The organism is Marinobacter salsuginis, from assembly GCF_009617755.1.
GTDB lineage: Bacteria > Pseudomonadota > Gammaproteobacteria > Pseudomonadales > Oleiphilaceae > Marinobacter > Marinobacter salsuginis.
On sequence record NZ_BGZH01000001.1, the window covers coordinates 1,235,216 to 1,259,996 of the forward strand.

General features: G+C 57.1%; 26 protein-coding genes. 13 read left to right on the forward strand and 13 right to left on the reverse strand.

Translation table 11 applies throughout. The annotated features are described in order from the left end of the window. Positions 1-12: 12 nt before the first annotated feature. From GJU83_RS05705 to GJU83_RS05735, 7 genes are all read right to left on the reverse strand, one after another. Positions 13-525 carry a hypothetical protein gene (locus GJU83_RS05705; RefSeq protein ID WP_069181809.1) on the reverse strand — a complete coding sequence of 171 codons (513 nt, stop codon included), beginning with the start codon at positions 523-525 and terminating at the stop codon, positions 13-15. Between the two features lie 158 nt (positions 526-683). Then, positions 684-3,050 carry a heavy metal translocating P-type ATPase gene (locus GJU83_RS05710; RefSeq protein WP_069181810.1) on the reverse strand — a complete coding sequence of 789 codons (2,367 nt, stop codon included), beginning with the start codon at positions 3,048-3,050 and terminating at the stop codon, positions 684-686. Beyond that, the gene (locus tag GJU83_RS05715; protein ID WP_069181811.1) at positions 3,043-3,270 is read right to left on the reverse strand and encodes a DUF805 domain-containing protein; all 228 of its coding nucleotides are present in this window, start codon (positions 3,268-3,270) and stop codon (positions 3,043-3,045) included. Before GJU83_RS05715 ends, GJU83_RS05710 begins: the two co-directional genes overlap by 8 nt. 100 nt (positions 3,271-3,370) lie before the next feature. Continuing rightward, positions 3,371-3,727 carry a hypothetical protein gene (locus GJU83_RS05720; RefSeq protein ID WP_069181812.1) on the reverse strand — a complete coding sequence of 119 codons (357 nt, stop codon included), beginning with the start codon at positions 3,725-3,727 and terminating at the stop codon, positions 3,371-3,373. Between the two features lie 156 nt (positions 3,728-3,883). Next, positions 3,884-4,630 carry a copper resistance protein B gene (locus tag GJU83_RS05725; protein ID WP_069181813.1) on the reverse strand — a complete coding sequence of 249 codons (747 nt, stop codon included), beginning with the start codon at positions 4,628-4,630 and terminating at the stop codon, positions 3,884-3,886. Next, entirely contained in the window at positions 4,627-6,360 is a 1,734-nt protein-coding gene (locus GJU83_RS05730; RefSeq protein WP_069181814.1) for a copper resistance system multicopper oxidase, read from the reverse strand. Before GJU83_RS05730 ends, GJU83_RS05725 begins: the two co-directional genes overlap by 4 nt. 37 nt (positions 6,361-6,397) lie before the next feature. Next, on the reverse strand, positions 6,398-6,925 hold the full coding sequence (locus GJU83_RS05735; protein WP_069181815.1) for a cupredoxin domain-containing protein: 528 nt from the start codon (positions 6,923-6,925) through the stop codon (positions 6,398-6,400). A 200-nt stretch (positions 6,926-7,125) separates the two neighbouring features. Between GJU83_RS05735 and GJU83_RS05740 the strand changes: the two genes are divergently transcribed. The 4 genes from GJU83_RS05740 (at position 7,126) to GJU83_RS05755 (ending at position 10,329) form a co-directional block, all read left to right on the forward strand. Further along, a complete protein-coding gene (locus GJU83_RS05740) occupies positions 7,126-7,791 on the forward strand; it encodes a response regulator transcription factor (protein ID WP_069181816.1) in 666 nt (221 codons plus the stop codon). Then, positions 7,778-9,133 (forward strand): ATP-binding protein, encoded by a 1,356-nt coding sequence (locus GJU83_RS05745; RefSeq protein WP_069181817.1) that lies wholly within the window; start codon positions 7,778-7,780, stop codon positions 9,131-9,133. The genes GJU83_RS05740 and GJU83_RS05745 overlap by 14 nt, the downstream gene beginning before the upstream one ends. Further along, a complete protein-coding gene (gene cadR / locus GJU83_RS05750) occupies positions 9,130-9,588 on the forward strand; it encodes a Cd(II)/Pb(II)-responsive transcriptional regulator (protein WP_069181818.1) in 459 nt (152 codons plus the stop codon). The genes GJU83_RS05745 and cadR overlap by 4 nt, the downstream gene beginning before the upstream one ends. 87 nt (positions 9,589-9,675) lie before the next feature. After that, on the forward strand, positions 9,676-10,329 hold the full coding sequence (locus GJU83_RS05755) for a cation diffusion facilitator family transporter (RefSeq protein WP_069181819.1): 654 nt from the start codon (positions 9,676-9,678) through the stop codon (positions 10,327-10,329). Here the strand turns inward: GJU83_RS05755 and GJU83_RS05760 are convergent. Next, positions 10,326-11,243 (reverse strand): AEC family transporter, encoded by a 918-nt coding sequence (locus GJU83_RS05760; RefSeq protein WP_069181820.1) that lies wholly within the window; start codon positions 11,241-11,243, stop codon positions 10,326-10,328. The two genes, GJU83_RS05755 and GJU83_RS05760, sit on opposite strands and share 4 nt — an antisense overlap. 174 nt (positions 11,244-11,417) lie before the next feature. On the opposite strand from GJU83_RS05760, the gene GJU83_RS05765 reads away from it, so the two are divergent. After that, positions 11,418-12,125, forward strand: coding sequence for a Crp/Fnr family transcriptional regulator (locus GJU83_RS05765; protein WP_069181821.1), 708 nt, complete (start codon positions 11,418-11,420; stop codon positions 12,123-12,125). Positions 12,126-12,218: 93 nt separating this feature from the next. Here GJU83_RS05765 and wrbA read toward each other — a convergent pair whose 3' ends face one another. After that, positions 12,219-12,818: an NAD(P)H:quinone oxidoreductase gene (gene wrbA, locus GJU83_RS05770; RefSeq protein ID WP_069181822.1), complete on the reverse strand. Its 600-nt coding sequence runs from the start codon at positions 12,816-12,818 to the stop codon at positions 12,219-12,221. Between the two features lie 166 nt (positions 12,819-12,984). Here wrbA and trhA point away from each other — a divergent pair, with 166 nt between their 5' ends. Next, positions 12,985-13,674: a PAQR family membrane homeostasis protein TrhA gene (gene trhA, locus GJU83_RS05775; protein WP_069181823.1), complete on the forward strand. Its 690-nt coding sequence runs from the start codon at positions 12,985-12,987 to the stop codon at positions 13,672-13,674. Here the strand turns inward: trhA and GJU83_RS05780 are convergent, their stop codons facing one another. Further along, positions 13,675-14,238 (reverse strand): YIP1 family protein, encoded by a 564-nt coding sequence (locus GJU83_RS05780; RefSeq protein ID WP_069181824.1) that lies wholly within the window; start codon positions 14,236-14,238, stop codon positions 13,675-13,677. A gap of 73 nt (positions 14,239-14,311) precedes the next feature. On the opposite strand from GJU83_RS05780, the gene GJU83_RS05785 reads away from it, so the two are divergent. The 3 genes from GJU83_RS05785 (at position 14,312) to GJU83_RS05795 (ending at position 17,934) form a co-directional block, all read left to right on the forward strand. Continuing rightward, complete coding sequence (locus GJU83_RS05785; RefSeq protein ID WP_141697174.1) at positions 14,312-15,469, forward strand: NnrS family protein; 1,158 nt, start codon at positions 14,312-14,314, stop codon at positions 15,467-15,469. 254 nt (positions 15,470-15,723) lie between these two features. Beyond that, on the forward strand, positions 15,724-17,355 hold the full coding sequence (locus GJU83_RS05790) for an MFS transporter (protein ID WP_069181825.1): 1,632 nt from the start codon (positions 15,724-15,726) through the stop codon (positions 17,353-17,355). 162 nt (positions 17,356-17,517) lie between these two features. After that, complete coding sequence (locus tag GJU83_RS05795; protein WP_069181826.1) at positions 17,518-17,934, forward strand: globin family protein; 417 nt, start codon at positions 17,518-17,520, stop codon at positions 17,932-17,934. Positions 17,935-18,003: 69 nt separating this feature from the next. On the opposite strand, the gene GJU83_RS05800 is transcribed toward GJU83_RS05795, so the two are convergent. Together GJU83_RS05800 and GJU83_RS05805 are read right to left on the reverse strand one after the other, a co-directional pair. Beyond that, positions 18,004-19,506 (reverse strand): MFS transporter, encoded by a 1,503-nt coding sequence (locus GJU83_RS05800; RefSeq protein WP_069181827.1) that lies wholly within the window; start codon positions 19,504-19,506, stop codon positions 18,004-18,006. A 47-nt stretch (positions 19,507-19,553) separates the two neighbouring features. Next, entirely contained in the window at positions 19,554-20,015 is a 462-nt protein-coding gene (locus tag GJU83_RS05805) for a universal stress protein (protein WP_069181828.1), read from the reverse strand. Positions 20,016-20,325: 310 nt separating this feature from the next. On the opposite strand from GJU83_RS05805, the gene GJU83_RS05810 reads away from it, so the two are divergent. The 3 genes from GJU83_RS05810 to GJU83_RS05820 all read left to right on the forward strand — a co-directional run bounded on the left by GJU83_RS05810 (position 20,326) and on the right by GJU83_RS05820 (position 23,091). Further along, positions 20,326-21,648 (forward strand): MFS transporter, encoded by a 1,323-nt coding sequence (locus GJU83_RS05810; RefSeq protein WP_069181829.1) that lies wholly within the window; start codon positions 20,326-20,328, stop codon positions 21,646-21,648. A gap of 87 nt (positions 21,649-21,735) precedes the next feature. Then, a complete protein-coding gene (locus tag GJU83_RS05815) occupies positions 21,736-22,200 on the forward strand; it encodes an EVE domain-containing protein (RefSeq protein ID WP_069181830.1) in 465 nt (154 codons plus the stop codon). Between the two features lie 69 nt (positions 22,201-22,269). After that, the gene (locus GJU83_RS05820) at positions 22,270-23,091 is read left to right on the forward strand and encodes an ion transporter (protein WP_069181831.1); all 822 of its coding nucleotides are present in this window, start codon (positions 22,270-22,272) and stop codon (positions 23,089-23,091) included. Between the two features lies 1 nt (position 23,092). Here GJU83_RS05820 and GJU83_RS05825 read toward each other — a convergent pair whose 3' ends face one another. Beyond that, positions 23,093-23,464 carry a SirB2 family protein gene (locus tag GJU83_RS05825; RefSeq protein WP_069181832.1) on the reverse strand — a complete coding sequence of 124 codons (372 nt, stop codon included), beginning with the start codon at positions 23,462-23,464 and terminating at the stop codon, positions 23,093-23,095. 123 nt (positions 23,465-23,587) lie between these two features. Here GJU83_RS05825 and GJU83_RS05830 point away from each other — a divergent pair, with 123 nt between their 5' ends. Continuing rightward, positions 23,588-24,772: an NnrS family protein gene (locus GJU83_RS05830; protein ID WP_069181833.1), complete on the forward strand. Its 1,185-nt coding sequence runs from the start codon at positions 23,588-23,590 to the stop codon at positions 24,770-24,772. Positions 24,773-24,781: the final 9 nt, after the last annotated feature.

A 24,781-nucleotide genomic window follows, 5' to 3' on the forward strand; every position in this document is an offset into this window, starting at 1 on the left:
GGAAGGAACACATCAGTTGCGGTTCATTTGCCGCTGATGCTCCAGCATTTGCTCCATCATCATCTGCATCTGGTTCATCCGGTTCTCCATCATCTGAAGACGCTGCTCGTTGTCCATCCCCGGACCACCAGAGCGATTCCCCTGGGCATTACCGGACTGCTTTTTACCCTGGCCCTGATTATTCATCATGCCCTGGTTGTTCATCATGCCCTGGCCATTACCCATCATTCCTTGGCCACTGCCCATCATGCCGGGGCCCATCATGCCGCCACGCATCATCTGCATGTGCTCCTGCATGTATTCCATGTGTTGCTCGCGCAGTCTCTGGCGTTCAGCGTTGGAATTGGCATTCCGCATTTCCTGCATCATGGCCTGCATCCGTGCCATGTTTTCATTCATCTGCTGCACTTGTTCCTCGGTCATCATGCCGCCGCGAGGCATTTGCCCCGAGTTTCCCTGTGCAAAAGCAAAGGCAGGCAAAGCAACGAGCACGGAACACGCTACAAAACGGGTTAATCTGTTCATGAGATCCTCCTTATCGGCTGCAACTCTGTGCATCCTTCTCAGTAAAGACCATGAAACTGAATTGAGGCTGAAAAAAGACTCTGGAGAAGCATTAACAGCTTGCATCTTGACCTGAGTCATCCAGATATGTCGCAGACTATTACCAGGGATCAGTCCTTCTATTGCTTTGGTTCAAGTTTGATAACCCGAAGGCGAAGAGCATTTATGATCACGCTCACCGAAGAAAGCGACATTGCTGCGGCAGCAAAAATCGGCGACAGCAGTATGCCGAAAAATGGATACAGAACACCCGCTGCAATAGGCACGCCTGCAGAATTGTAGACAAACGCAAAGAACAGGTTCTGCTGGATGTTACGCATGGTTGCCAGCGACAACTGACGCGCCTCAACAATGCCCATCAGGTCGCCGCGCAGCAGAGTAATACCAGCACTCTCAATTGCTACATCGGTGCCAGTGCCCATAGCGACACCCACATCCGCCGTGGCCAGTGCAGGCGCGTCGTTCACGCCGTCGCCCGCCATCACGACAACCCGACCTTCGTCCTTCAGCCGTTGAACAATCTTGCCCTTGTCTTCCGGCAGCACTTCCGCTTCCACTTCGTCGATATGCAGCTTGCGGGCAACAGCCTCGGCTGACGTACGGTTATCGCCGGTCAGCATGACGACGCGAATCCCGTCTTTCTGCAGGGCGGAAATGGCGGCTTCAGTGGTTTCCTTCACCGGATCGGCGATCGCCAGCAAGCCTGCAACGTCGCCGTCGACGGCGGTAAAAATCACAGTAGCGCCGTCTTTCCGGAGCTGGTCGGCTTCGCCGTCATATTTTCCGGTGTCGACATTCTCGGACTCCATCAGGAGTCGATTGCCGAGGAGTACCCGCTTGCCATCGATTCGACCGGTGACCCCTTTTCCGTTAGGCGAATCAAAGTCCTCTGCATCCGGGAGCTCCAGATCCATGCTCTTGGCTTTATCGAGAATGGCGTGGGCCAATGGATGCTCGCTGCCCTTTTCCAGACCGCCGGCATAGCGCATCAGATCGTTGTCACTGAACCCGTTTGCCGCGACAAGTCGGGTGACTTGCGGCTTGCCTTCTGTCAGCGTGCCGGTTTTATCCACCACCACGGTGTCTACCTTTTCCATGCGCTCCAGCGCTTCGGCATCCCGTATCAGTACTCCACTCTGGGCACCGCGCCCAACGCCAACCATGATTGACATGGGTGTTGCCAGGCCCAGTGCGCAGGGACAGGCAATGATCAGAACGCTAACGGCAGCAATCAAGCCGAAGGCCATAGGCGGCGTGGGCCCAAAAACAGACCATGCGATAAAGGCGATGATCGCAATCACGATGACTGCCGGTACAAAGTAAGCGGCAACCTTGTCTGCGAGCCCCTGAATCGGCGCCCGGCTGCGTTGCGCGCTGGCCACCATCTGAACGATCTGCGACAGCATGGTATCGCGGCCAACCTTGTCGGCACGCATGATGAAACTGCCCTGCTGGTTAATACTGCCGCCGATCACCTGGTCGCCGGATTTCTTGCTGACGGCCAACGGCTCACCGGTCACCATGGACTCATCCACGTTGGAACTGCCTTCGAGCACTTCACCGTCCAACGGCACCTTGTCACCTGGGCGCACCCGCAGACGGTCACCAACCTTGACCTGATCCAGCGACACATCGGATTCGCCGCCATCGTCATCCAACTTCCTGGCTGTGGCAGGCGCCAAATCCAACAAAGCCTTGATGGCGCCGGAGGTTTTCTCCCTGGCCCGCAGTTCCAGCACCTGACCAAGCAATACCAGCACGACGATGACGGCCGCCGCCTCGAAATACACCGCCACCGAGCCGTCTTCCTGCCGAAAGGCACCCGGGAATATCTGTGGCACTAACGTGGCCACCAGGCTGTATATCAGCGCCACGCCAGTACCAATGGCGATAAGAGTAAACATGTTCAGGTTACGGCTAACCACGGATTTCCAGCCCCGGACGAAGAAGGGCCAGCCGCACCAGAGCACCACCGGCGTCGCCAGCACCAACTGAATCCAGTTAGACATCTGAGGAGCAATAATGTGATCAAGCCCGGTCAGGTGTCCGCCCATTTCCAGCACCAGGACCGGCAATGTGAGCACCAGGCCAATCCAGAACCGGCGGGTCATATCCCTGAGTTCTTCCGACGGCCCGTCATCCAGGCTCACCTGCTCGGGCTCCAAGGCCATTCCACAGATGGGGCAGTCCCCCGGCCCTTGCTGACGGATCTCCGGATGCATGGGGCAGGTATACATGGTGCCCGGCGCTACCGGCTCTTGCGGCTTGTCCTTCTGGCCGAGATATTGCTGAGGATCCGCCTCGAACTTTGATTGACAGCGGGACGAGCAGAAATACCAGGTTTTTCCAAAGTGCTGACTTCGATGTTCCGCCTTATGCGGATCCACATTCATGCCACAAACCGGATCTTTGACCTGATGTTCCCCTGCCTCAGCGTGATCGTGACCGGCGGTATCATGGTGGTGGGCGTGTTGGTGCTCAGCCATTTTGGTCTCCCTTGGTTTCTGTCGGCCAGTCCGCAAACGCAATGAAATACAGCAAAAACAGATTGGCGACTGGAATGAGGATCAGAATGCCCATCCAACCCGGATACCCCGTGCGCTGGCAAATTCGCCAGGCGGGTATAACCACCACAATGGCAATCACCAGCATCCAGAGCCAGTGGCCTGCCCACATCGTGTTCCCAAACATGTTGTCGTCCATCATGGCCTTGGCCTCCCGCCCAATTACAGTTAATGGTGATGTAAGTGACTCCCTTCCTGATAGCGTGTCTTCCCGTCCTTCGTTTCGGCCGTTCAACCTCCGATCATTTTCGTTTAATTGGTGGCATTTTGGAGCAGCAGTGGGGCTGATGTTGCGCGTTAGCCCGAACGTTGTCATCGGTGAATCGGTACCAGGCCAGCTTTCGCTGAGCCCACCAACCGCCTTTCAGCTGGCCGCCCCGGGCAGTGACCATTTCCAGCAGATCGTCGACGGACCAGTGGCTTGCATCGTAGGCAATCCGCAGAACGTTGGTCGGTTTTCGTTCGGCAAGATCAACGCAGGGATGGTGATTGAGATCCTCAAGCAGGTCGTCCCACTGGCTTTCCGCCAGGCCCCTTATGGGGAGTGTGCGGCGCTGAAGGAAGGCCTCCTGAGTGCCCATTTTGTGTGCCTTGGCCATGGGATTTCACCTCGGGTGTCGGTGACTTCAAGACCATTACAGCACCGTTAACTGAATTGCCGCTGAAAACCGGCGTTCAATTCAGATTGATTTGAGGTGCATCAAAATTAAGAAAAAAAGCCCGGGTGCGAGCGCCCGGGCTTTTTGAAGTGGCGTTCAGAATGCGATTCGCGCACCAACAACGGCAAACCAGTCTTCGGTACTGCCGCCCTCGGCCTCAGCCAGGTCGGCGGTGTCGCCGTATTTGCGTTCGTGCACCACACCAATGTAGGGAGACACGGCCCGGTCGATCAGGTCATAGCTCAACCTGAGGCCGGCCTCTGTTGAGCTAAGCCCCTTACCCAGGCCAATCTCCCGATCCTCACTGAATGCCACCGTTGCATCCAGAGCAGCGGAGAGAATCCAATGGTTGGTGAGCAACAACTCGTATTCGGCATCTACCTCCGCCGATGTGTCGCCCTCATCACTGACGTACAGGCTTGCGTCCACTTCGAACCACTGGGGCGCCAGGCCGGTTACCCCAAGAACCGCATAGGTTCGATCGGGTCCTTCCGGCGTATCGAACCGAACGCCCGCCTTGGCATCGAAAAACTTGGAGATGGGCGTCTGCGCAACCAGCTGGTTTTCGAGGCCCTCGTAGGCCTGCTCCTGAATGGCATACTCTCCCTTGCCCAACCAACGGAACTTGAACTCGTCGGTGCCATAGAACACGTCAGATTTCCAGACACCAAGCTCCTCATCCGAATCGCTGTAACGGTACTCCAGCTCCTCGAATTGAACACCCCAGGTCGCCAGGGGCTGCTTGCGGGCAGTGGTGTCCTGGATCATGGTCTGGGCCGTCACCGGCGTTGACACTACCAACGAGCTCAAGAGCCCCAGAGTCAGGAATTGCACACGGCTCATGCTTCACCTCCATTGTCGGCAACAGCGTCAGTTTTCGCCTGAGTCGTGTCGGGACCACCCTCAACAATCACCTTGCGGAACATACCCGCGGCGGCGTGGTAGGAAAGATGGCAATGGAAGGCCCACTGTCCCGGCTCGTCCACCTCGGTTTCCATATAGACAGTGGTGCCAGGCTGAACACTGATGGTGTGCTTGATGGGGTTCCACTGATCGGCGCCGACATCCAGAATGGACCACATGCCATGCAGGTGCATGGGATGCGTCATCATGGTTTCGTTCACAAACTTAAAGCGGACACGTTCGCCATATTGCAGGCGGATCGGGTCAGCGTCCTCGTATTTCACGCCGTTGATGCTCCAGGTGTAACGCTCCATGTTGCCGGTGAGCTTCAGCTCGATCTCGCGGGTGGGTTCACGGTCCTCATAAAGGGGGTTCTGTGCCCTGAGATCGGCGTAGGACAGAAACTTTCCGCCATTGGCGGCGACGGGGACAATCCCACTGCCTTCGGCGTAGAAAGGATCGCTGGCACCTTTGCTGGACATCATCATGCCGCTGTGATCCATGCCCGCCATGTTTGAATGATCCATCCCCGACATCTCAGACTCATTCATACTTCCCATGGCAGAATGGTCCATACCTGCCATATCACCGGAACCGCTCATATCCATGCTTCCGTGATCCATACCGTGCATGCCGGCCATATCGGCCATGGTCAGCCGAGCCGGCTCGCGCAATTCGGGGACCACACCTTCCATGCCTTCTTCTGGTGCCAGCGTTGCCCTTGCATAACCCGAACGCCCCATGGATTCAGCAAAGATGGTGTACGCCTGCTCATCGCGGGGACGAACGATGACGTCATAGGTCTCAGCCACGCCGATGCGGAACTCGTCCACATTTACGGGTTGGACATTGTTACCGTCAGCCTGAACCACCGTCATGTTCAGACCCGGGATACGAATATCGAAGTAGGTCATTGCCGACGAGTTGATAAAGCGCAACCGGATTCTCTCGCCTGGTTCAAAAATGCCCGTCCAGTTCTGGTCAGGACCCTTGCCGTTGATCAACGCGGTAAACCCCTGCAGGTCCTCGACATCCGCCTTCATCATCCGCATATCGCCCCAGGCCATCCGATCCTTCAGGGTATTCATGAAGCCATGCTCGGCGGCATCGGAGAAGAACTCGCCAACGGTCTGCTGCTGGCGGTTGTAGTAGTCCGGCATCATCTTCAGGTTGCGCATGATGCGATCCCCGGAGTGCGGGTGTTTGTCAGTCAGCTGAACCACATATTCGCGGTCATAACGGAACGGCTCGCGGCCTTCCGGTTCGATAACAATGGCACCGTAGGCACCATCCGGTTCCTGAAAACCGGAGTGGCTGTGAAACCAGTAGGTGCCTGCCTGTTGGATGGGGAACCGGTAGGTAAAGGTTTCACCCGGCTTGATACCCGGGAAACTGATGCCGGGCACGCCATCCTGTTGATAGGGCAGGATAAGCCCGTGCCAATGGATGGAGGTCATTTCATCAAGATTGTTGGTGACATTGATGGTCACCTCTTCGCCCTGCTTGAAGCGCAGAACGGGTCCCGGGGATTCGCCGTTATAGCCAATGCCCTCTTTGACAAAATCGCCGGTATCAATCTGGACCCGGTCCACTGTCAGGTTGTATTCACCAGCCAGGCCAAACGCCGGCATCAGCAAGGCCGCAAGGCCTGCCAGAAAGGATTTCTTCATGGTTGACTACTCTCAACTACGTCGTTGTTTGGAGGGATCAGTTGAAATTCACATCTCCGTACATGCCGGCCTGATAATGCCCGGGCACGTTGCAGGCAAACTCGATATTGCCCTCCTCGGAGAATTTCCAGACGATCTCTTTGCTTTCGCCCGGCTCGAGAAGAACGCTGTTGGGATCATCGTGCTTCATGGAGTGGCCGTCACCCATGTCCATTTCCATCATGTCGTGATTGAGAGTTCCGCCCTGGATCACGCCATGTTCAACCATCATCATCATTTCTTCCTGATGGGCCTCATGCATATCGGGCGTGCCAATGTTGAACTCGTGAACAAGGTTGCCTTTGTTTTCAATAACAAAACGAACCGTTTCACCGGGAGTAACCTCGATGGACTCGGGCTCGTAATAGTTGTCGTGCATCTCAACGTTGATCGTTCGGCTGACCTCGGAGGCCTTGCCCGGCTCTCCGCTTCCTCCCCCGTGGCCACCGCTGTGGGCGCCGGCGGCAAAAGCCGTTGCTGAAATGGTCATGGCTGTGGCGGCAACCAGAAATGCGGATGCGTTCATCTTGTATACTCCTGTGAATTGGTGAGACTCGAATGAACCATGGTTTGATTCGAAAATTGAGCAATATCCAGAAACGATGAATACCATCGCGCACAAACCTGAATCCTTTCTGAAAATGACGAATTATTTAGCGTTCAGGCTGGGTTCAGTTAACACAGGGATACTGAGTCGCTGAGATTCACATTCTGAAGGACAGACTTATGCGTTTACTGCTCGTCGAAGATGACCGACTGCTGGCCGACGGTCTGGCCAGCCAACTTGAAAAGGCGGGTTTCAGTGTGGATTCAACGTTTACTGCCAAAGAAGCCTTGGTGCTGGCAGAGCAGGAGGATTATCGGGCCGTTGTCCTGGATCTGGGCCTGCCTGACGGCAACGGGCTGGACGTTCTGCGCAAGTGGCGAATGAACAGGGCCAGCTTCCCTGTCCTGATTCTGACTGCCCGAGGCGACTGGCAGGACAAGGTCAACGGACTAAAAGCCGGCGCCGATGACTACCTGGCCAAACCCTTCCAGACCGAAGAGCTGATTGCACGACTGAACGCCATCATTCGCCGGAGCGAAGGTCGGGTGCACTCTCTGGTGAAGGCCGGCAATCTCGAGCTGGATGAGAATCGCCAGAGCCTGAAACTGGCCGATGGCACAGAACACAGTCTCACCGGAACCGAGTTCCGCTTGTTGCGGTGCCTGATGAGCCGGCCCGGGCACGTGTTCTCGAAAGAGCAACTTATGGAACAGCTCTACAACCTGAACGACAACCCCAGCGAGAACGTTATTGAAGCCTACATTCGCAGGCTCCGGAAACTGGTAGGCACGGACACCATCTCAACACGGCGTGGCCAGGGGTACCTGTTCAATGACCTGGTTTAAAAAACCGGCATCCGTCAAGGGAACCCTGCTGGCACTGCTGCTGCCGGCCGGCATTCTTCTGATGGCTCTCGCATGGTTGGTGCACGGGCTGCTGCTTGACCGCATGTCCCGCCAATTCGTTGAAACCCGCCTGAAAGACGAAGTCGCTTTTCTCGAACATCAGATTCGCGATTCCAGTGGTCGGCTGGACACTTTACAGACCGGTGATTATTTCCAGGAAGTTTTTCACCACGCATTTGCGATCCATTCCGATACCCGAACCATTATCTCCCCGGAAACCTGGGCCCCACTTTTAATGCCGCTTGTAGAGTCCAGTCAGGAGGGTACGCTGCGGGTCAGTGGCGCCCAGATTGAGGAGGCGCCCTCGGATATCCTTGCTTACCGGAAGTCCTTTCGCGTGAACGACCAGCCCATCGTGGTGATCGTTTCTGAAGACCTTGGTGCCTTGAGCCGCAGCCAGGCCGAGCTTCATGCATGGACAGCCGTTGTTTCCCTGCTCCTGATCCTGCTGCTGGTTGGCGCACTCTGGCTGGGCATCAACCTGTCCATGCGGCCCGTCGTGAGCCTCAAGGCGGCGTTGAGGCGGCTGCAGGATGGCGAGATATCACGGATTGATGTGAAAGCGCCCGAGGAGTTCCAGCCCCTGGTACTGCAGCTAAACCAATTGCTCGACTCATTGGATCAGCGGCTGGAGCGCTCCCGGGACGCACTGGCCAACCTATCCCACAGCGTAAAAACGCCCATCGCTGCCGTTCGCCAGATTCTGGAAGATACGGACCGACCTCTGGCCAACGATCTCAGACAACAGATGGCGGGTCGGCTCGACGATATCGACAGACAACTGGAAGCAGAAATGCGACGCAGCCGCTTCGCCGGTCCACAGGTGGGCAAAAGCGCCTATCCCCTGAAGCAGGCCCGGGACCTTCTGTGGATGCTCGGCCGGCTTTACCCCTCAAAATCCTTCGAAATGTCGACCGTCCTGACGGAAGAAAGACGCTGGCCCATTGAGGAACACGACCTGAACGAGGTGCTGGGCAACCTTCTGGACAACGCCGGGAAGTGGTCCACCAGATTCGTGGAGCTTGGCCTGTACGAGGACCGGCAGGAATTTACCATCACCGTCGAAGACGACGGCCCCGGAATTCCTCCGGACGCGCTGGACACCCTGGGCACCCGCGGTCTGCGTCTGGACGAACAAACGCCGGGGCACGGACTGGGGCTTGCCATCGTGCGGGAGATTACAGAGCGCTATGGTGGTACCCTGAATTTCAGCGCCGACTCGATCGGAGGCCTCAAGGCCACGGTGCATTTTCCGGGTACAACCGGGGGGACCCCTCAGTGAAAATTGGCGAACTCGCAAAGACAACAGCCATTCCTGTTGAGACCATCCGCTACTACGAAAAGATCGGCCTGCTGCCGGAACCGGACAGGGACAGCAGCGGCTACCGCTCCTACCGCAATGCCCACCTGGACCGCCTCCTCTTTATCAAACGCTGTCGCAATCTCGATATGGCGCAGGACGAGATTCGTGAGCTGATCGGGTTGGCCGAGCAACCGGAGGCAGACTGCAGCGATGTAGACGCCCTGCTTGCGCGCCATTTGACTCACGTGCGTGAACGCTTGAGAGAACTGGCGAGCCTTGAAGAGACCCTCGTGCGGCTTCAGAAGGCCTGTACGGATGGCAGAACAGTCCGGGAGTGCGGCATTCTTGGAGAACTGAATTCCGAACTCGGTGCATTGGAGCCAGAAGATCGCCACAACCACGTGCCCGGCACCCATGGCCCCGGCCAAAAATGACCGGTGTGAAAAATTTCGGCGACAACTGTTGACCCTGTAGCAACTACAGGGTTTTCAATAGGGGGGATCTGGACGAAGGAGGTCTTTATGGCGTGCAGTTGTTCTGCCCCAGAACCCAAATCCCCGGCCCCGGGCTTTCGCAAAGCGTTATGGATTGCCTTGTGGGTGAACCTGGCCATGTTCGCCGTGGAGGGCATGGCCAGTCTTTCCTCGGGCTCTGTTTCGCTAATGGCGGATGCCATCGATTTCTTTGGAGACAGCGCCAACTATATTCTTTCCCTCACCGTACTGTCCATGGGTATGCTCTGGCGCGGACGAGCAGCCATGGTGAAGGGGATTACCATGGCCGTGTTCGGCCTTGTGGTCTGGGCCAGGGCAGTCTGGGTGGTGCAGGCTGGCATAACGCCAGAGCCGTTGACCATGGGGGCGGTAGGTCTGCTGGCACTTGCCGCAAACGTGAGCGTGGCAGCAATACTGTTCAAATTCCGTGAAGGCGACTCCGACATGCGCTCGGTCTGGCTGTGCAGCCGGAACGATGCCATCAGCAACATCGCCGTTATGGTAGCCGCCCTGGGTGTGTTCGGTACCGGAACCGCCTGGCCCGACCTGGTCGTTGCCGCGATCATGGGTACGCTGGCGATAACAGCCGGCATCAGTGTGGTGCGCCACGCCCGTAGCGACATCGCGGAAGCCAAGGCCTGCTCTGTTGAGCCGGCAGCGGCAGGCTCTAGCAACCGTTAGAACGCCAGCGAAATCATCACCGGAATGAACGCCAGGGCAAACAGCGTGGTAAGCAGGACGGTACCCGCTGCCTGCCTTGGCGAGGTATCCAGCAACGTGGCAATAACCACGGTGTTGGCGGCAATCGGGGTGATCGATATCAGGAACATGGCCTTGTGAACGGCCGGCTCGTAAATGCCCAGAACCGCGGAATCCACCCACCAGAACACGATAGCCACCAGGGGCCAGATCACAAACTTGCCGAAGAACGCCAGTGCCGTGAAACGGACATTGCCCGCCAGGCCGCGAAAGCTGGTGATGCTCATGCCGATGATCATCATGCCCAGAATGCTGTAGGCGCCGCGCAGGTTATCGAACAGCGGCACGAAGATATCCGGAATACCAACACCGGCCAGGTTCAGGGCGACGGCCGCCAGGAAGGCGTATACCGACGGCAGTTTCAACACCCGCCAGAGCGCATCCTTGATGCTGTAGCGTCCTCTCGCCGCCAGATAGAAGCCCACCGAGTTCTCGAACAGCGTGGTGCCCAGCATGCACACGATATAGAGCCCGAGCCCCTCTTCGCCAAACAGCAACAAGGCCACCGGCACGCCGAAGTACCCGGTGTTGCCGGACCCCACACACAGGGGAATGATGTTGGCACTGCCATCATCAAGCACCCGCCTGGCCAGCTTTAATTGCACAACGCCCAGAACAGAAGAAATCCCGAATACCAGAAACGGCAGCAGGATGACCTCGGGAGAAAGCGGAGCGGCCATAACCCCTGAAAACACCACAGATGGTGTCACGATATAGAGCATTATGCCGGCAATATGACGACCACTGGCCTCAAGGTAACGACCGGCGACCCAGCCCAGGGCGACCGTCACATAGAGCGGAATAAGCTTGAAGAAAAGGGCAAAGGCTGCGGCCATCGGGACTCCGTGAGGAAAGGGGGTAACTTCCAGCAACAGGTGCCGGAGTCTATCACTGAATGTTCGTCAGATCGCGATATCGACTCAGTGAAAAAGCCTTAATGATTTAAGTCATTTCAAAAGATGCTTCTCTGATACCATAATTCATCGAACACTCGTAACAGGGTCAACGCCATGAACAGCATCTTCAGGCCAGACGTTTCCTCCGCCCCCTGCATGTTGGGAGAAAACAACCCCGATATTATCCAGCAGGATGCCGCACCTGAGTCGGCCGCCTTGCTGAATGGTCTAAGCCGGGTCTTTGGTATTCGCCTGGCGGGTCACGAGAATGATCCGGACGCACGGTTTCTGGCAGACCTCGCGCGACTTTTCCATCTTTGTCGGGTTGATTCTGAGACCGCTCTGGAAAAACACGATAAACCCTGGGCAAACGTGTATCTGGTTCAGTACGGCATACTACGGCTGTTCCGGGAAGCACCCAGTGGCAAGGTGTCCGTGCACCATTTCTTTTCTGAAGGCGATATGGTCTGGCCGGTTTTTGGCCGTAGCCGAACCGTCAGAAATACCCTCTGCCTGACTTCAGTAACGCCGGTAACAGCCTGGGTTGCCGACTTCGCTGCCTTCCGGTCTGCAATCCAGTCTCACGGTGAGGGACTCTGGCCCCAGTTCGCCCTTGCCCTGACGGAAGAAATTGCCGAGCTGACCAGCATGAGAGAGTTCCGCAAGCACACCATGCCGGCAAGAGAACGATACAAGTTACTGCTTGAGGAATACCCGGAGCTGGTTAAACGGGTACCGGATAATCAACTGGCATCATGGCTCGGCGTCGTGCCAGCGACCTTTTCCCGGCTGAAAACCGCGAGTGCAAAAAGCAGGCCCTGAGGCGAGAGGCCAACCAGGCACAACATAAAAAAGGGCAGCATGCTCTCGCCTGCTGCCCTGGAAAACGCTCAACGCTTTGGTAATGCTTCAGATTCAGCCGTGCAGTTTTACCGCCAGCTCGGCCACATGCTTGCCCTGGAAGCGGGCGATGGCCAATTCTTTCTCACTCGGCTGCCGTGAGCCGTCGCCCCCGGCGATGGTTGACGCCCCGTAAGGCGTTCCGCCATTCACTTCCGAGATGTCGAAAAACTCAGGGATACCATAGCCCAAGGGGACGATCACCATGCCGTGATGGGCCAGGGTGGTCCAGAATGAGCTGATGGTGTGCTCCTGCCCACCACCGGTGCCTGTAGAGGTAAACACGCTCGCCACCTTGCCGTGGAGTTTGCCCTCAGCCCACAGCCCACCGGTCTGATCGAGGAACGTCCGCATTTGACCGGCCATGTTGCCGAACCGGGTCGGTGTGCCAAAAATCACCGCGTCGTATTCGGCCAGTTCTTTCGGGTCGGCTACGGGAGCTTGCTGGTCAGCCTTACCGCCAGCGCCCAGGAACGCCTGATCAGACATGGTTTCCGGCACCCGCTTAATCGTAACTTCGGCGCCATCAACCTCTTTGGCACCTTCGGCAATGGTATTTGCCATCGTCTCGATGTGGCCGTACATGGAGTAATAAAGAACAAGTACTTTTGCCATCTGAAAAACCTCCTTTGTCCGAAATCTGTTATACGCATGCTAACCAGCGGTGGACTCGAGAGAAATCGGAACTTTTCCGACAGGTTGTTCAGTTTTTCTGAACAGCTTCACAAGATGGTCACCATCAGCCATTGCGTACACGTGTACGCTCAAGTATTTTATCGTCATGATTAATACGGAACGCCGCCCAGTGACAGTAACTTCAGCCCCGGCCCAGACTATTCATCACCGCATCGAAGAGTGGCTGAACAGTGCCACGCACGGGCTGGGCGCGATATTGAGCGTTATCGGCACCGCTGCGTTGATCGTTGGCGCCAGTCAATCCGGGGATGCCTGGAAGATCGTGAGTTTCAGTATTTTCGGCGCGTCCCTGATTCTTCTTTATCTAGCTTCCGCCCTGTACCACGGAGCCCGCCGGCCAGAACTGAAAAGGGCGTTCAAAACCCTTGATCATTGCGCCATTTTTCTCCTGATCGCCGGCACCTATACCCCGTTTCTGCTTGTGAACATGCGTGGCACGGTGGGCTGGACACTGTTTGCGGTGATCTGGTCACTGGCGATCACCGGGGTGGTGCTGAAGGTGATTTTCAAAAACCGCTTCAAGCTCGCAAGGGTTGGCATCTATGTGGCCATGGGCTGGCTGATCACCTTCGCCTCATCCGATCTGGTGGCGAACCTGAGTGAAACAGCCCTGAACCTGACGATTGCCGGCGGCATTGTCTACACCGCCGGTGTCGCTTTCTATCTGGCCGACCGCATACCTTATATGCACGCGATCTGGCATCTGTTCGTGATCGGCGGCAGCGCCTGCCACTTCAGTGCCATCTATTTTGGCGTCCTGCCCCATACGGTCTGATCAGAACGCCCAAACCATGGCCATCAGCACCCCCCATGCCAGCAACGACGCCGACATAACGGTGTAGGTGGCGGACATAACGACCACATCATTATCGCTTCGCTCGCAGAATGAGCGAACGCCCTGGTACACCAGCGCACAGGACAGGAATAAGGCGGCAAACACCGCCACAACGCTTACTGCCAGCGCAGGCACCAGAAGTGTCAGTGATGACAGCCAGAGCGGCAGCGGCGCAATTGCAGCCAGCAAATAGGCATCCTGATAACTGATTTTCAGTTGATGACTGCCCATGACGGCGTGGATGAGCCAGCCCATCACGAAGAACGTGAGTAACTCTGCCAGGAAAAGAATAGTGGTGATAAACCGCCACTCTTTGTCTCCGAACCCTTGCATGAAGGCGTCTCCGTACTGCGTGCCGGCGAAGTAAAGCAGCACCGGCGGCAGAAACGACATGGGCACGACCACCACCCATGCCAGGAACGGAATGGACAGGTCAAGGCGCCGAAGCTCTGACCAGGCGCCATTGCCAGAGAATGGTAGACGGGCAAGTTGTGTAATATTCATGATGCACCTTTAAAATGTTTCCCGCGTTATTGTTACTGATAGTTTCGGTGCGCCGAACGGTCAAGGATACGAGATGACTTCGGACAACTCAGGCATGCCACGAAAGAACATTCATGCGTTCTGGCTATTCTTCCCTGCCGCATCGCTGTTCGCCGCCTTGACTGTTCCCCTGTCGGTTTTCAGTGTGCTGTCCGGGACAGGTTGGCCACCTGGTTTGCTGGGGGCGGGACACGGCCACGAACTGATATTCGGCTTCGCCCTGGCTCTTGTCGCCGGCTACACGCTTGGTCCTCAACCGTACCGGGTGCTTACCGTACTCTTCGTACTCTGGTTACTCGCGAGGGTGAGCTGGATCCTGGCCCCGGAAAGTCTTCCTGCCCAACTTTTGAGCCCGGCTTTCGCCCTCTTGCTGGCGCGCCACACCGTCCCGAGATTTCAGGCAGCCAAAAAGTGGCGCAACCGGGTTGCCGGCCCGCTGATTCTGCTCCTTTGCCTGTTGTCAGTCGTTTTCTGGCTCGCCAGCAACACACCGGCCGCAAGCACACCGGCATTTCCCGATAGCCGCCAGGTACTGACAACCGCCATTGTTGGTTTGCTGCTTCTGATGACGTTTATCGGTGGACGCATCATCGCCCCGGCCGTAGCGGGCACGTTGGAAAAGCGGGGCATTCCCCTTGAGGCCCGGGTTCAGCCACGCGTTGAGGGAACGCTTCTGGCCACGTTGCTGCTGGCACTGCTGCTCAGTTTTCTGCCAGTCGCGGCCCCGGCCGTTGGACTTTTATTGCTCGCTGCGGGTTTTCTGATTGTGATTCGCACGGTTCGCTGGAAACTCTGGCATTGCCGAAACCGCCCAGACCTTCTGGTGTTGGCACTTGGCTACCTCTGGCTGGCTGCCGGTGCGGTTTTGAGCGGCATAAGCCTACTGACAAGGAACGATCCTCTTGCTTCCATGCACCTGATTACCATCGGGGGCCTGGGTACGCTTTCCACCAGCGTCATGCTTCGCCTGGCCTGGCAGCGAGCCAGACGAACGGTGCCACCCGCCTGGCAGGTTGCTGGCCTAGCTTCAGGCATGGCCGTTGCTGCAATCGCTCGCCTCTTCGCAGGAAACACGCCGTTTCTCGAACCGACTGCTCTCTGGCTCTCAGCGGCGAGCTGGTCCTGCATCTATGGCCTTGTGGCGCTGCAGGTGGCTTTGCTGTTCAGACGCGCCCAAAACCGGCGGAAATGATTGGCTACCTCTACTGCGCCGACAACCGGTTTGCCTACCCCCTTCGGAATATCACCGCTGCATCTTACTGATTTTTATAGATTTTAACGGGCCAAAACGGCATAAAAATGGCGCCTGAAAATCGACCACTCGCGCCGCATTCTTGTCCTTGAGCAATATCAAGAATTACTCCCCGCACTGCTTTGCACAATGGCTCAAAGCCCTGAAGCCTCTGACCCGAGGCCATGGGTAAAGCAAACCGAGGAGCACACATCATGGCCAACAGTACAGCGAGCGCCGGACAGATAGGCGCGAAGAACAGGACAAACGCTGACATCGAAAACTGGGATGTCGAAAGCGACGAATTCTGGCAGCGGGAAGGCAAGCGCATTGCTTCGCGCAACCTCTGGATTTCCATACCCAGCCTTCTGATGGGCTTTGCCGTCTGGCTGATGTGGGGAATGATCACCACCCAGATGAAGAACCTGGGCTTTCCATTCAGTATCGAGCAGCTGTTTACCCTGTCTGCGATTGCCGGCCTGTCTGGGGCAACTCTGCGGATCCCGGCCTCGTTCATGATCAAGATTGCCGGCGGACGAAACACGGTGTTCCTGACCACCGCCCTGCTGATGATTCCTGCTGCCGGTACCGGCATTGCCCTGATGAATCCGGATACTCCGTTTCTTGTCTTCCAGGCCCTGGCACTGCTCTCCGGCATCGGTGGCGGTAACTTTGCATGCTCCATGAGCAACATCAGCACCTTCTACCCGAAAAGCAAGCAGGGCTATGGCCTGGGCATGAATGCCGGTCTCGGTAACTTCGGCGTGACCACCATGCAGGTGCTCATTCCGCTGGTGATGACTGTCGGTATCTTCGGCGCCCTGGCCGGTGACCCGATGCAACTGCAGAGCCCCAGCGGCACGCTGATTGGCCGAATCGAAGCGGGTACCGATACCTGGATCCAGAACGCCGGGTTTATCTGGCTCGTTTTTCTGATTCCGCTCGCGTTTGCCGGCTGGTTTGGCATGAACAACCTGAAAGTGGTTACCCCAAATCCCGGTAAACCGCTTTCGGCCTTTGGCAAGATTCTGGGGCTCTACGGCGTAGGCATTCTCGCCTCTATCGCAGGCGTCTGGGCCCTGGGTGTATTGAACATGTGGCTGGCCCTGCCTCTGACGATTGTACTCACGCTGATTCTTCTGCGGCTGATACCGGGCGACATCAAGCCCAACATCCAGGCCCAGTTCGCGATCTTCAGCAACAAGCACACCTGGTCCATGACTGTCCTCTACATCCTTACCTTTGGATCATTCATCGGCTTCTCCGCTGCCCTGCCGCTGTCTATCAGCGTTATCTTCGGCAACATGATGGAAGTAGCGGCCGATGGCACGGTCACCCGCGTGGTGAACCCGGATGCGCCCAGCGCACTCACCTGGGCCTGGATGGGACCGTTTGTAGGCGCGCTGATCCGTCCGGTGGGCGGCTGGATTTCTGACAAGGTAGGCGGCTCCATTGTTACCCAGATCATCTCGGTTGTGATGGTTGCAGCCTCTGTAGCAACCGGTTATGTGATGATGCTGGCCTACAACTCCACCGATCCGAACGCCTACTTTGCGCCGTTCCTGATCCTTTTCATCATCATGTTTGCGGCCAGTGGTATCGGTAACGGCTCCACCTTCCGCAGCATCGGTTTCATCTTCAACCAGCAACAAAAAGGACCGGTTCTCGGCTGGACCTCCGCAGTTGCCGCCTACGGCGCATTCATCGCACCGCGAGTGATGGGCCAGGAAATCCAGGCCGGTACTCCGGAAGTGGCGATGTACGGGTTTGCGGTGTTCTATGCCCTATGCCTGGTCGTTAACTGGTGGTTCTACCTGCGCAAGAATGCGTACATCAAAAACCCCTGATACCGGGGTGATGTAAAAACCGGCGTCCCTCAGGGGCGCCGGTTTTTTTATGCCTGCTATCGATCGAAGCCTCTCTCCTTGCCTGCGACAAATGACGCATCCGCTGTCAAATGCTAGATTCAGGATATTGGATTTAATCCCGACTGAACCAGGGAGCCTGCCATGTCCTTCGAAGAGCTCTTCGACGCAAGCTACGAACGTGTCCTTCAGACCCCACCCGAGGCTCCTGACTTCTTTGAAGCCTTCTATCGCCGGTTCCTGATGTCTTCTCCGGAGGTCCGGGCACTGTTTCGCAATACAGACATGGCGGTACAGCGGCGCATGCTGAAGAAGTCCTTCTTCAGCCTCGTGGCGTTTTACGCCAGCGGCAACGTTGACGATGTCCTCCATCGAATCGCCTGCCTGCACAGTGCCCGCCATCTGAGTATCAAGCCGCACCTCTACGACCTCTGGCTAGACTGCCTGACGGACACGGTAAGAGCCTATGACTGGGAGTGCAGCGACGATATAGAGCTTTCCTGGCGCTTGGTTCTGAGCCCCGGCATCACCTACATGAAATTCGGATACGACCATTTCTGATCCGAGGCACATGAACAAAAAAAGGCCGCCGGGCAATGCCTCGGCGGCCTTTTCTCCAACAGTGCCAGCTTAGGTGGTAGCAGCAGCCTGCCGGCGACGCTCTTCTTCTTCGATCTGCAGATCTACAGAAGATACCTGGTATTCGTCAGCAAACCCTGATTCCGGCTCTTTAAGCCACATCATGCACAACAACCAGCTTATAAACGCACCGCCGGCAATGATGTAGAAGAACTGGGTCGGGGTTACGAAGGTGAAGATAGTCAGGTAAACCACCGCGCCGACGTTGCCATAGGCGCCCGCCATCCCGGAAATCTGGCCGGTCAGGCGCCGCTTGATGGAGGGGATAATGCCGAAGGTGGCGCCTTCTGCCCCCTGCACGAAGAAGGACGTGAATACAGTAATGCCCACGGCAATGATCAGCGGCCAGTTGGAGTTCATCAGGCCCATGAGTGCGAAGCCGACGGAGATGCCGAACATGTAGCTGAGCATCACGAACCGGCGGTTACCCATTCGATCTGATACCAGGCCACCCATGGGGCGCGCCACCAGATTCACGAAGGCAAAGGAGGCAGCGATAAGGCCGGCAGCGGTCGCGCTCAGGCTCCAGGTTTCCTCGAAGAACATCGGCAGCATGGAGACTACTGCCAGCTCGGCACCAAAGTTGGCAAAGTAGGTGCTGTTCAGGGCGGCAACGCTGTTGAACGGGTACTTGTCATCTTCGGGCACGCCCTTTTTCAGGATCGGCACGTTCACCCGCAGGATCTGGATAATCTGGTAGGTCACGATGGCCACAATAACCGCGTAGCAGATGGCCGCTCCAGTGGCGCTCAGGTAGCCCATGTTCTCGATGCGCCATACCAGGATGGCCAGGACACCCACCAGGGGAATGGTCCAGAGGATCAGCTTGATCATGTCGCCCCAGCTGCTGACTTCCAGCGCTACGGCCTTGCGGGGCTTACGGTGGACTGTGCCGGCCGGGCCGTCGGTAATCGCAAACCAGTAATACACGCCATAGGCCGCCATAACGATTGCACTCTGGGCGATGGCCCAGCGCCAGCCGTCCTCACCGCCATACATGTGCAGCGCGATGGTTGGCAGGGTAATGGCCGCAGCGGCAGAACCGAAGTTGCCCCAACCGGCATAGAAGCCCTCGGCAAAACCGATGTCTTTGGGCTTGAACCACATGGCGGTCATGTGGATACCGACCACGAAGCTGGCACCGATAGAGCTGAGCACCAGACGGCTGACCAGCAGTTGCGTCATGGTATTACCAAAGGCAAACACCAGAGCCGGGATGGACATCAGGACCATCAGAACGGAAAACACCCGACGGGGACCAAAACGGTCCAGGGCCATGCCCACGATGATCCGGGCAGGAATGGTCAATGCCACGTTACAGATGGCAAACAGGCGAAGGTCATCGGCGGTCAGCCAATTGACGCTTTTGAGCATGCTCGATGCCAGCGGCGCCATGTTGAACCACACGTAGAAGGTAATAAAGAATGCAATCCAGGTCAGGTGCAGTGCCCTGACTTCCGGATTCTTGACGTGGAAAACGTCTGCGACTTTCATGTCAGCCTCCCTGGGCTTTCAGATTCAGAAACGGTTGCTGGCCAGACTCAACGGCTGGGCAGAATAAGAAGCGGGCACTGGATGCGGCGGGCAAGGAATGAGCTCACGCTGCCGAAGGTCATGTAATCCAGTTCGTCCACGAAATAGGTCAGTGAGCGGGCGATGAAGCCACCGTCGGGCTCATGGCTGTGGCGCGCGATAACCAGCATGTCCGGGTGGACCTTCTTTTCCGCGGCGAACAGCAGCATTTTTCTGGGGTCGCCCTCCAGAAGCATGTTCTCGGCTGAAATCTGTTCCTGGTCACATAACTCCATGGCCTCGGCCAGGTGCTTTTTGAGCTCTGAAACCTCTTCCTGGAACAGGTCTTCGTTTCCGGAGGTGATGTCCCGCGGATTCTCGGCCACTGCAACCAGGGTGATTACAGGCTTGAGATCACGGAACATGGTGATGGTCTGAGCCAGTGCCAGCCTGGCATTTCGCGAGCCGTCGTAGGCAATCATGATCTTCATTTCTGGGTTCTCCCGAGGGCGTTTCCGGCCCCCTCTCAAAGGCGATTTCAAAAGGCATCCATTGATATCTGTCAGCATTAGCCCACACTCTGGTGGCGCTCATAATTGACGTATATCAACCCTTTCAACGCGTACCCCACGAGAGAAATCAAGGGCCTATCCCCTGCGCGCCAAAACCCTCAAATTGCCTACCACCACTGCACCCAGCAGGAGGTACCTCCAATGCCCCGCATGAAAAAACCCTGTTTTTGGTATGGTTTCAGAGACGCTTTCAGACAGCTCTCGATGGAGATGAGAAAGGAGGGGGAACATGGCCACTAGCCCATCAAAACCCGAGCAATACCGCGCGCTGGGTTTATCCACGTTCGCTTTCACTCTTTGCTTTGCGGTCTGGACCATTTTTTCCATCATCGGGATTCGCATCAGCGAAGATCTCGGGCTCTCGGATACCCAGTTGGGTCTGCTGATGGCGACGCCAATTCTGACCGGCTCGGTAAGCCGGCTATTCCTCGGCATATGGACAGACCGGTATGGCGGTCGCTGGGTATTCGGCATTCTGATGCTGACCACTGCCGCCTGCGTGTATCTGCTCACCTTCGCTACGACCTACCTCATGCTGTTGATCGGTGCCCTGGGTGTGGGCCTGGCAGGCGGGGCTTTTATCGTGGGGGTGGCCTACACGGCGGCCTGGTTTGAACCGGAGCACCAGGGCACAGCGCTGGGCATTTTCGGAGCGGGCAACGTGGGGGCGGCAGTAACCAACTTTGGCGCGCCCTTCCTGCTGGTGGCATTCGGCTGGGAAAGCACGGCACAGATCTATGCCACTGTACTGGCAATCATGGGCGTTGCCTTCATCCTGTTGGCCAAGGAAGATCCCCTGGCCGCAGAGCGGGCCGGCAGCAAGTCCAAGACCTTCCTTGAGCAGATGGAACCCCTGCGGGAACTGAGAGTCTGGCGTTTTGCCCTGTATTATTTCTTCGTGTTCGGCGCCTTTGTGGCTTTGGCACTTTGGCTGCCGCACTTCCTGATTGGCGTATACGGCCTGGACATCAAGACCGCGGGCATCATTGCCGCGCTTTACACCATCCCGGCTTCCCTGTTCCGGATTCTGGGCGGCTGGATGTCAGACCGTTTCGGCGCCCGCCGGGTCATGTACTGGACCTTCGGCGCCTCGGTTCTGTGCACGTTTCTGCTGAGCTATCCGCCCACCGATTACGTGGTCCAGGGCATTGATGGCGATATCCGCTTTACGCTGGCCATGAACCTACCCATGTTCGTTGCTCTGATCTTTATCCTCGGATTCTTCATGTCCCTCGGCAAGGCAGCCGTGTACAAGCACATTCCGGTCTACTACCCCATGCACGTCGGCGCTGTAGGCGGCGTGGTTGGCATGATTGGCGGGCTTGGAGGTTTTATCCTGCCACTGACCTTCGGCGTACTGAACGACCTCACAGGCATCTGGCAGAGCTGCTTTATGCTGATGTTCGTGATCGTGGCAGCTGCCCTGGCTTGGATGCACTACGCAATCCGCTCTGCCGAGCGAGTGGAGTGGGCCGCAAACGAGGAAAGAACCGACCTCCCGGAACTGGCCTCGCCACAGCTGTTTTATCCGCTTAACCGCAAAAAGCCCTGACCGGGCATTACCCTGCGCCTCTGTGCCCCCTCTCCGGGGGCTTTTTTTGGCTTATAATTCAGGCGAATTCAGTGATGGGAGGACTCAATGGCCAAGTGGCTGGTTAAATCAGAGCCCGCGGAATGCGGCATCGAGGATTTCGCCAAGGCGCCAGACGGGATTATCCCGTGGGACGGCGTGCGCAACTACCAGGCCCGCAACTTTCTGGCCCGCATGGCAGAAGGCGACGAAGTCTTCCTGTACCACTCCAGCTGCAAACACATCGGAATTGCCGGTATCGTCATGGTTGTTCGCAGCGCCTATCCCGACCCCACCCAGTTTGACCCGGAATCGCCCTACCACGATGCCAAGAGCACGAAGGAAAAGCCTCGCTGGCAGGCTGTAGACATGAAGTACGTCCGCACGCTGCCAAAGCTGATCCCGCTGGATGAGCTGAAATCCATGGCCGGGCTCGAAAACCTGCCTCTGGTGCGCAAAGGTAACCGGCTTTCCGTCATGCCGGTGAGCGAACGGGAATGGCAGATCATCTTGCAGCAGGTTAATCAGGCCTAGTCTATCCAATTTATTCAAGGCCCTTTAGAATTCGGCCCTTCCCCGAACTATCTGGAGCCGCCGTCTGCCATGTCGTCCCAATTAAGTCCCGCCTCCGGTTTCGAGAGACTCCGCCGTATTGAATCCAGCAAGGTTTTTCAGGGCGCCGTCATTACCATCATCATTTTGTCGGCGCTGACCATTGGCGCCAAAACCTATGATCTGCCCCCCCTGGTGGAGAAGTCGCTCATCGTGATGGACAACGCCATCACCCTCTTCTTCCTGGTGGAAATCCTGTTCCGTTTCGGTGTGTGTGCCAACAAAAAACGCTTTCTGTTCGACGGCTGGAACCTGTTCGATACCCTGGTGGTGATCGGCAGTCTGATTCCTCTGGATAATTCCGAAGCGGTGTTGCTGGGGCGACTGCTGAGAGTGTTCCGGGTGTTGCGCCTGGTGTCGGTGGTGCCCGAACTCAGGTTCCTGATCAACTCGCTGTTAAAAGCGATCCCGCGCATGGGCTATATCGCCCTGCTGATGTTCATCATCTTCTACATATACGCGGCCATGGGTTCCATGTTCTTCGCCAGCGTGGACGAGGAACTGTGGGGCGACGTGGCCATAGCCATGCTGACGCTGTTCCGGGTGGCCACCTTCGAGGACTGGACGGACGTGATGTACGCCACCATGGAGCAATACCCGCTTAGCTGGATTTTCTACCTCACCTTCATTTTCCTCACAGCGTTTGTGTTCCTGAACATGATGATCGGGGCGATCCTGGAGGTTATGGGCGAGGAGCAGAACGCCAAGCAGGCCCAGAAGGCTCACGATGAGCGGGACGAGATTGCCCGCCAGCTCCAGGCAGTGCAGGTTCAGCTGGCGGAACTGACAAAGCAGGTCAGCGAAAAACGCTGACTCAGAATGGCTTAGTCATCGCCAGATGCAGAATGGCGCTCACCTGTACCAGGGCAAGTACGGCGGCTGAAATTCGAACGGGCTTGCCCAGGGTGGTCTTCAGAGCGAATACGCCGGTAATGATGTAGCCGAACAGCAACACGATCTTGGCAATCAGCCACCCGGGCATGGCCGAGGCGTAGCCGGCGACAAAAACCAGGGAAATGGCCGCCACCAACAGAATCGTGTCGTTGATGTGGGGAATAAACCGCAGCGGGGTCTGGCGCCAGCCAGGCCGACCGACCGCGTCCAGCAGCAGCCGCAGGGCAAACAGCGTGATAGTAAGGTACGCAGTGGTCATGTGCAGGTGCTTCAGGATCATGTACGACGTCATGGAAGTTCCCTTGTAATTGAATGGGTTGCGCCTATTGTACGCAATCTACCTCCAAGCAGGTATGGTTAACAAAGTCGGCAGGGTTTAACATATACACAAAATACATGTATATGGGAGACATCTATGCGGGCCATTCCGACTTCCCCTGATCGGGCGTCTGCCAGCGTCGGTCAGTTATTTTCCTATCCATTCCGGATCTTCTTTCTGTCCATGACCGTTCTGGCTCTCGCCGCCATCCCCCTCTGGGTAATGCAGGTAAACGGAGTTATCAGCCTGCCTCTGGCGATGCCAGGATTATTCTGGCACCAACACGAAATGCTGTTCGGGTTCCTCTCGGCAGCTATCGCGGGGTTCCTGCTGACCGCCGTCTGCGTGTGGACCCAGACCGAGCGTACCCACGGATTCAGACTGGTGCTGCTATGGGGCGTCTGGCTCGCCGGCCGTCTGTTGTTGGCAACCGGAGCAGACCTTCCATACTGGCTGGTACAGGGCGTGAACCTCGCTTTCCTGCCTCTGGTAATGGTGGATGCCGGCTGGCGAATCTGGCATGCCCGGCAAAAAAGACAGCTGATGATCATGGTGGTGCTCGGCCTGCTCTGGCTGATGCAGATCGGCTTTGTTACACGCCTGGACATGACCTTCAGTTACGGCGCCCTGATCATGGCCATGGCACTGATCAGCATCATCGGAGGGCGCATCTCGCCGGCATTTTCCAGCGGTTGGTTGCGCCAGCGCGGCTTCGACGGCAACGTGGTGAAAACGGTTCCTGCCCTCGATATGGCAACAATTTTCAGCCTGATTCTGCTGATGGCTTCCCTTGTCACCGGCTGGGAAACCGTTACCGGTGCGCTGGCCCTGCTGTCCGGTACGCTTATGCTGGTGCGGCTGGCAGGCTGGAAAGGCTGGCTTGTGCGTCGGGAACCCCTGCTCTGGATTCTGCACCTGTCCATATTGTGGGTGCCCGTCGCCCTGTTTCTGCTGGCAGGCACATTGTTCGCCGGCTGGCCGTCCAACGCGTGGAGTCACGCTGCCGGAACCGGGGCGGTCGCATGCCTGATTCTGGGGGTTATTGCACGGGTGGCACTCGGCCACAGCGGCAGACCGTTGGTGTTACCAAGGGGGATGGTGCTTGCGTTCGTCGCGATTCATCTGGCCGCGCTGGTACGGGTGCTCACGGCCTTCGAAATTATCCCATGGCACCCCGGCATTGGCAGCAGCACCCTGCTCTGGCTGTTTGCTTTCGGTATGTTCCTTTACCGCTACACCGGTATCCTGGCCAGCCCCAGACCGGATGGCCGCGAAGGCTGAAACCGCTGG

Excerpts from the sequence above, each read along its gene's own strand:
- GJU83_RS05790 (WP_069181825.1), top strand. The coding sequence starts at position 15,724 with ATGGCCAACAGTACAGCGAGCGCCGGACAGATAGGCGCGAAGAACAGG.
- GJU83_RS05745 (WP_069181817.1), top strand. The coding sequence starts at position 7,778 with ATGACCTGGTTTAAAAAACCGGCATCCGTCAAGGGAACCCTGCTGGCA.
- GJU83_RS05795 (WP_069181826.1), top strand. The coding sequence starts at position 17,518 with ATGTCCTTCGAAGAGCTCTTCGACGCAAGCTACGAACGTGTCCTTCAG.
- GJU83_RS05805 (WP_069181828.1), bottom strand. The coding sequence starts at position 20,015 with ATGAAGATCATGATTGCCTACGACGGCTCGCGAAATGCCAGGCTGGCA.
- GJU83_RS05815 (WP_069181830.1), top strand. The coding sequence starts at position 21,736 with ATGGCCAAGTGGCTGGTTAAATCAGAGCCCGCGGAATGCGGCATCGAG.
- GJU83_RS05800 (WP_069181827.1), bottom strand. The coding sequence starts at position 19,506 with ATGAAAGTCGCAGACGTTTTCCACGTCAAGAATCCGGAAGTCAGGGCA.
- GJU83_RS05740 (WP_069181816.1), top strand. The coding sequence starts at position 7,126 with ATGCGTTTACTGCTCGTCGAAGATGACCGACTGCTGGCCGACGGTCTG.
- GJU83_RS05715 (WP_069181811.1), bottom strand. The coding sequence starts at position 3,270 with ATGATGGACGACAACATGTTTGGGAACACGATGTGGGCAGGCCACTGG.
- trhA (WP_069181823.1), top strand. The coding sequence starts at position 12,985 with ATGATTAATACGGAACGCCGCCCAGTGACAGTAACTTCAGCCCCGGCC.
- GJU83_RS05810 (WP_069181829.1), top strand. The coding sequence starts at position 20,326 with ATGGCCACTAGCCCATCAAAACCCGAGCAATACCGCGCGCTGGGTTTA.
- GJU83_RS05730 (WP_069181814.1), bottom strand. The coding sequence starts at position 6,360 with ATGAAGAAATCCTTTCTGGCAGGCCTTGCGGCCTTGCTGATGCCGGCG.
- GJU83_RS05765 (WP_069181821.1), top strand. The coding sequence starts at position 11,418 with ATGAACAGCATCTTCAGGCCAGACGTTTCCTCCGCCCCCTGCATGTTG.
- GJU83_RS05785 (WP_141697174.1), top strand. The coding sequence starts at position 14,312 with ATGACTTCGGACAACTCAGGCATGCCACGAAAGAACATTCATGCGTTC.
- GJU83_RS05705 (WP_069181809.1), bottom strand. The coding sequence starts at position 525 with ATGAACAGATTAACCCGTTTTGTAGCGTGTTCCGTGCTCGTTGCTTTG.
- GJU83_RS05735 (WP_069181815.1), bottom strand. The coding sequence starts at position 6,925 with ATGAACGCATCCGCATTTCTGGTTGCCGCCACAGCCATGACCATTTCA.
- GJU83_RS05820 (WP_069181831.1), top strand. The coding sequence starts at position 22,270 with ATGTCGTCCCAATTAAGTCCCGCCTCCGGTTTCGAGAGACTCCGCCGT.
- GJU83_RS05825 (WP_069181832.1), bottom strand. The coding sequence starts at position 23,464 with ATGACGTCGTACATGATCCTGAAGCACCTGCACATGACCACTGCGTAC.
- GJU83_RS05755 (WP_069181819.1), top strand. The coding sequence starts at position 9,676 with ATGGCGTGCAGTTGTTCTGCCCCAGAACCCAAATCCCCGGCCCCGGGC.
- GJU83_RS05720 (WP_069181812.1), bottom strand. The coding sequence starts at position 3,727 with ATGGCCAAGGCACACAAAATGGGCACTCAGGAGGCCTTCCTTCAGCGC.
- GJU83_RS05780 (WP_069181824.1), bottom strand. The coding sequence starts at position 14,238 with ATGAATATTACACAACTTGCCCGTCTACCATTCTCTGGCAATGGCGCC.
- wrbA (WP_069181822.1), bottom strand. The coding sequence starts at position 12,818 with ATGGCAAAAGTACTTGTTCTTTATTACTCCATGTACGGCCACATCGAG.
- GJU83_RS05725 (WP_069181813.1), bottom strand. The coding sequence starts at position 4,630 with ATGAGCCGTGTGCAATTCCTGACTCTGGGGCTCTTGAGCTCGTTGGTA.
- GJU83_RS05830 (WP_069181833.1), top strand. The coding sequence starts at position 23,588 with ATGCGGGCCATTCCGACTTCCCCTGATCGGGCGTCTGCCAGCGTCGGT.
- GJU83_RS05710 (WP_069181810.1), bottom strand. The coding sequence starts at position 3,050 with ATGGCTGAGCACCAACACGCCCACCACCATGATACCGCCGGTCACGAT.
- GJU83_RS05760 (WP_069181820.1), bottom strand. The coding sequence starts at position 11,243 with ATGGCCGCAGCCTTTGCCCTTTTCTTCAAGCTTATTCCGCTCTATGTG.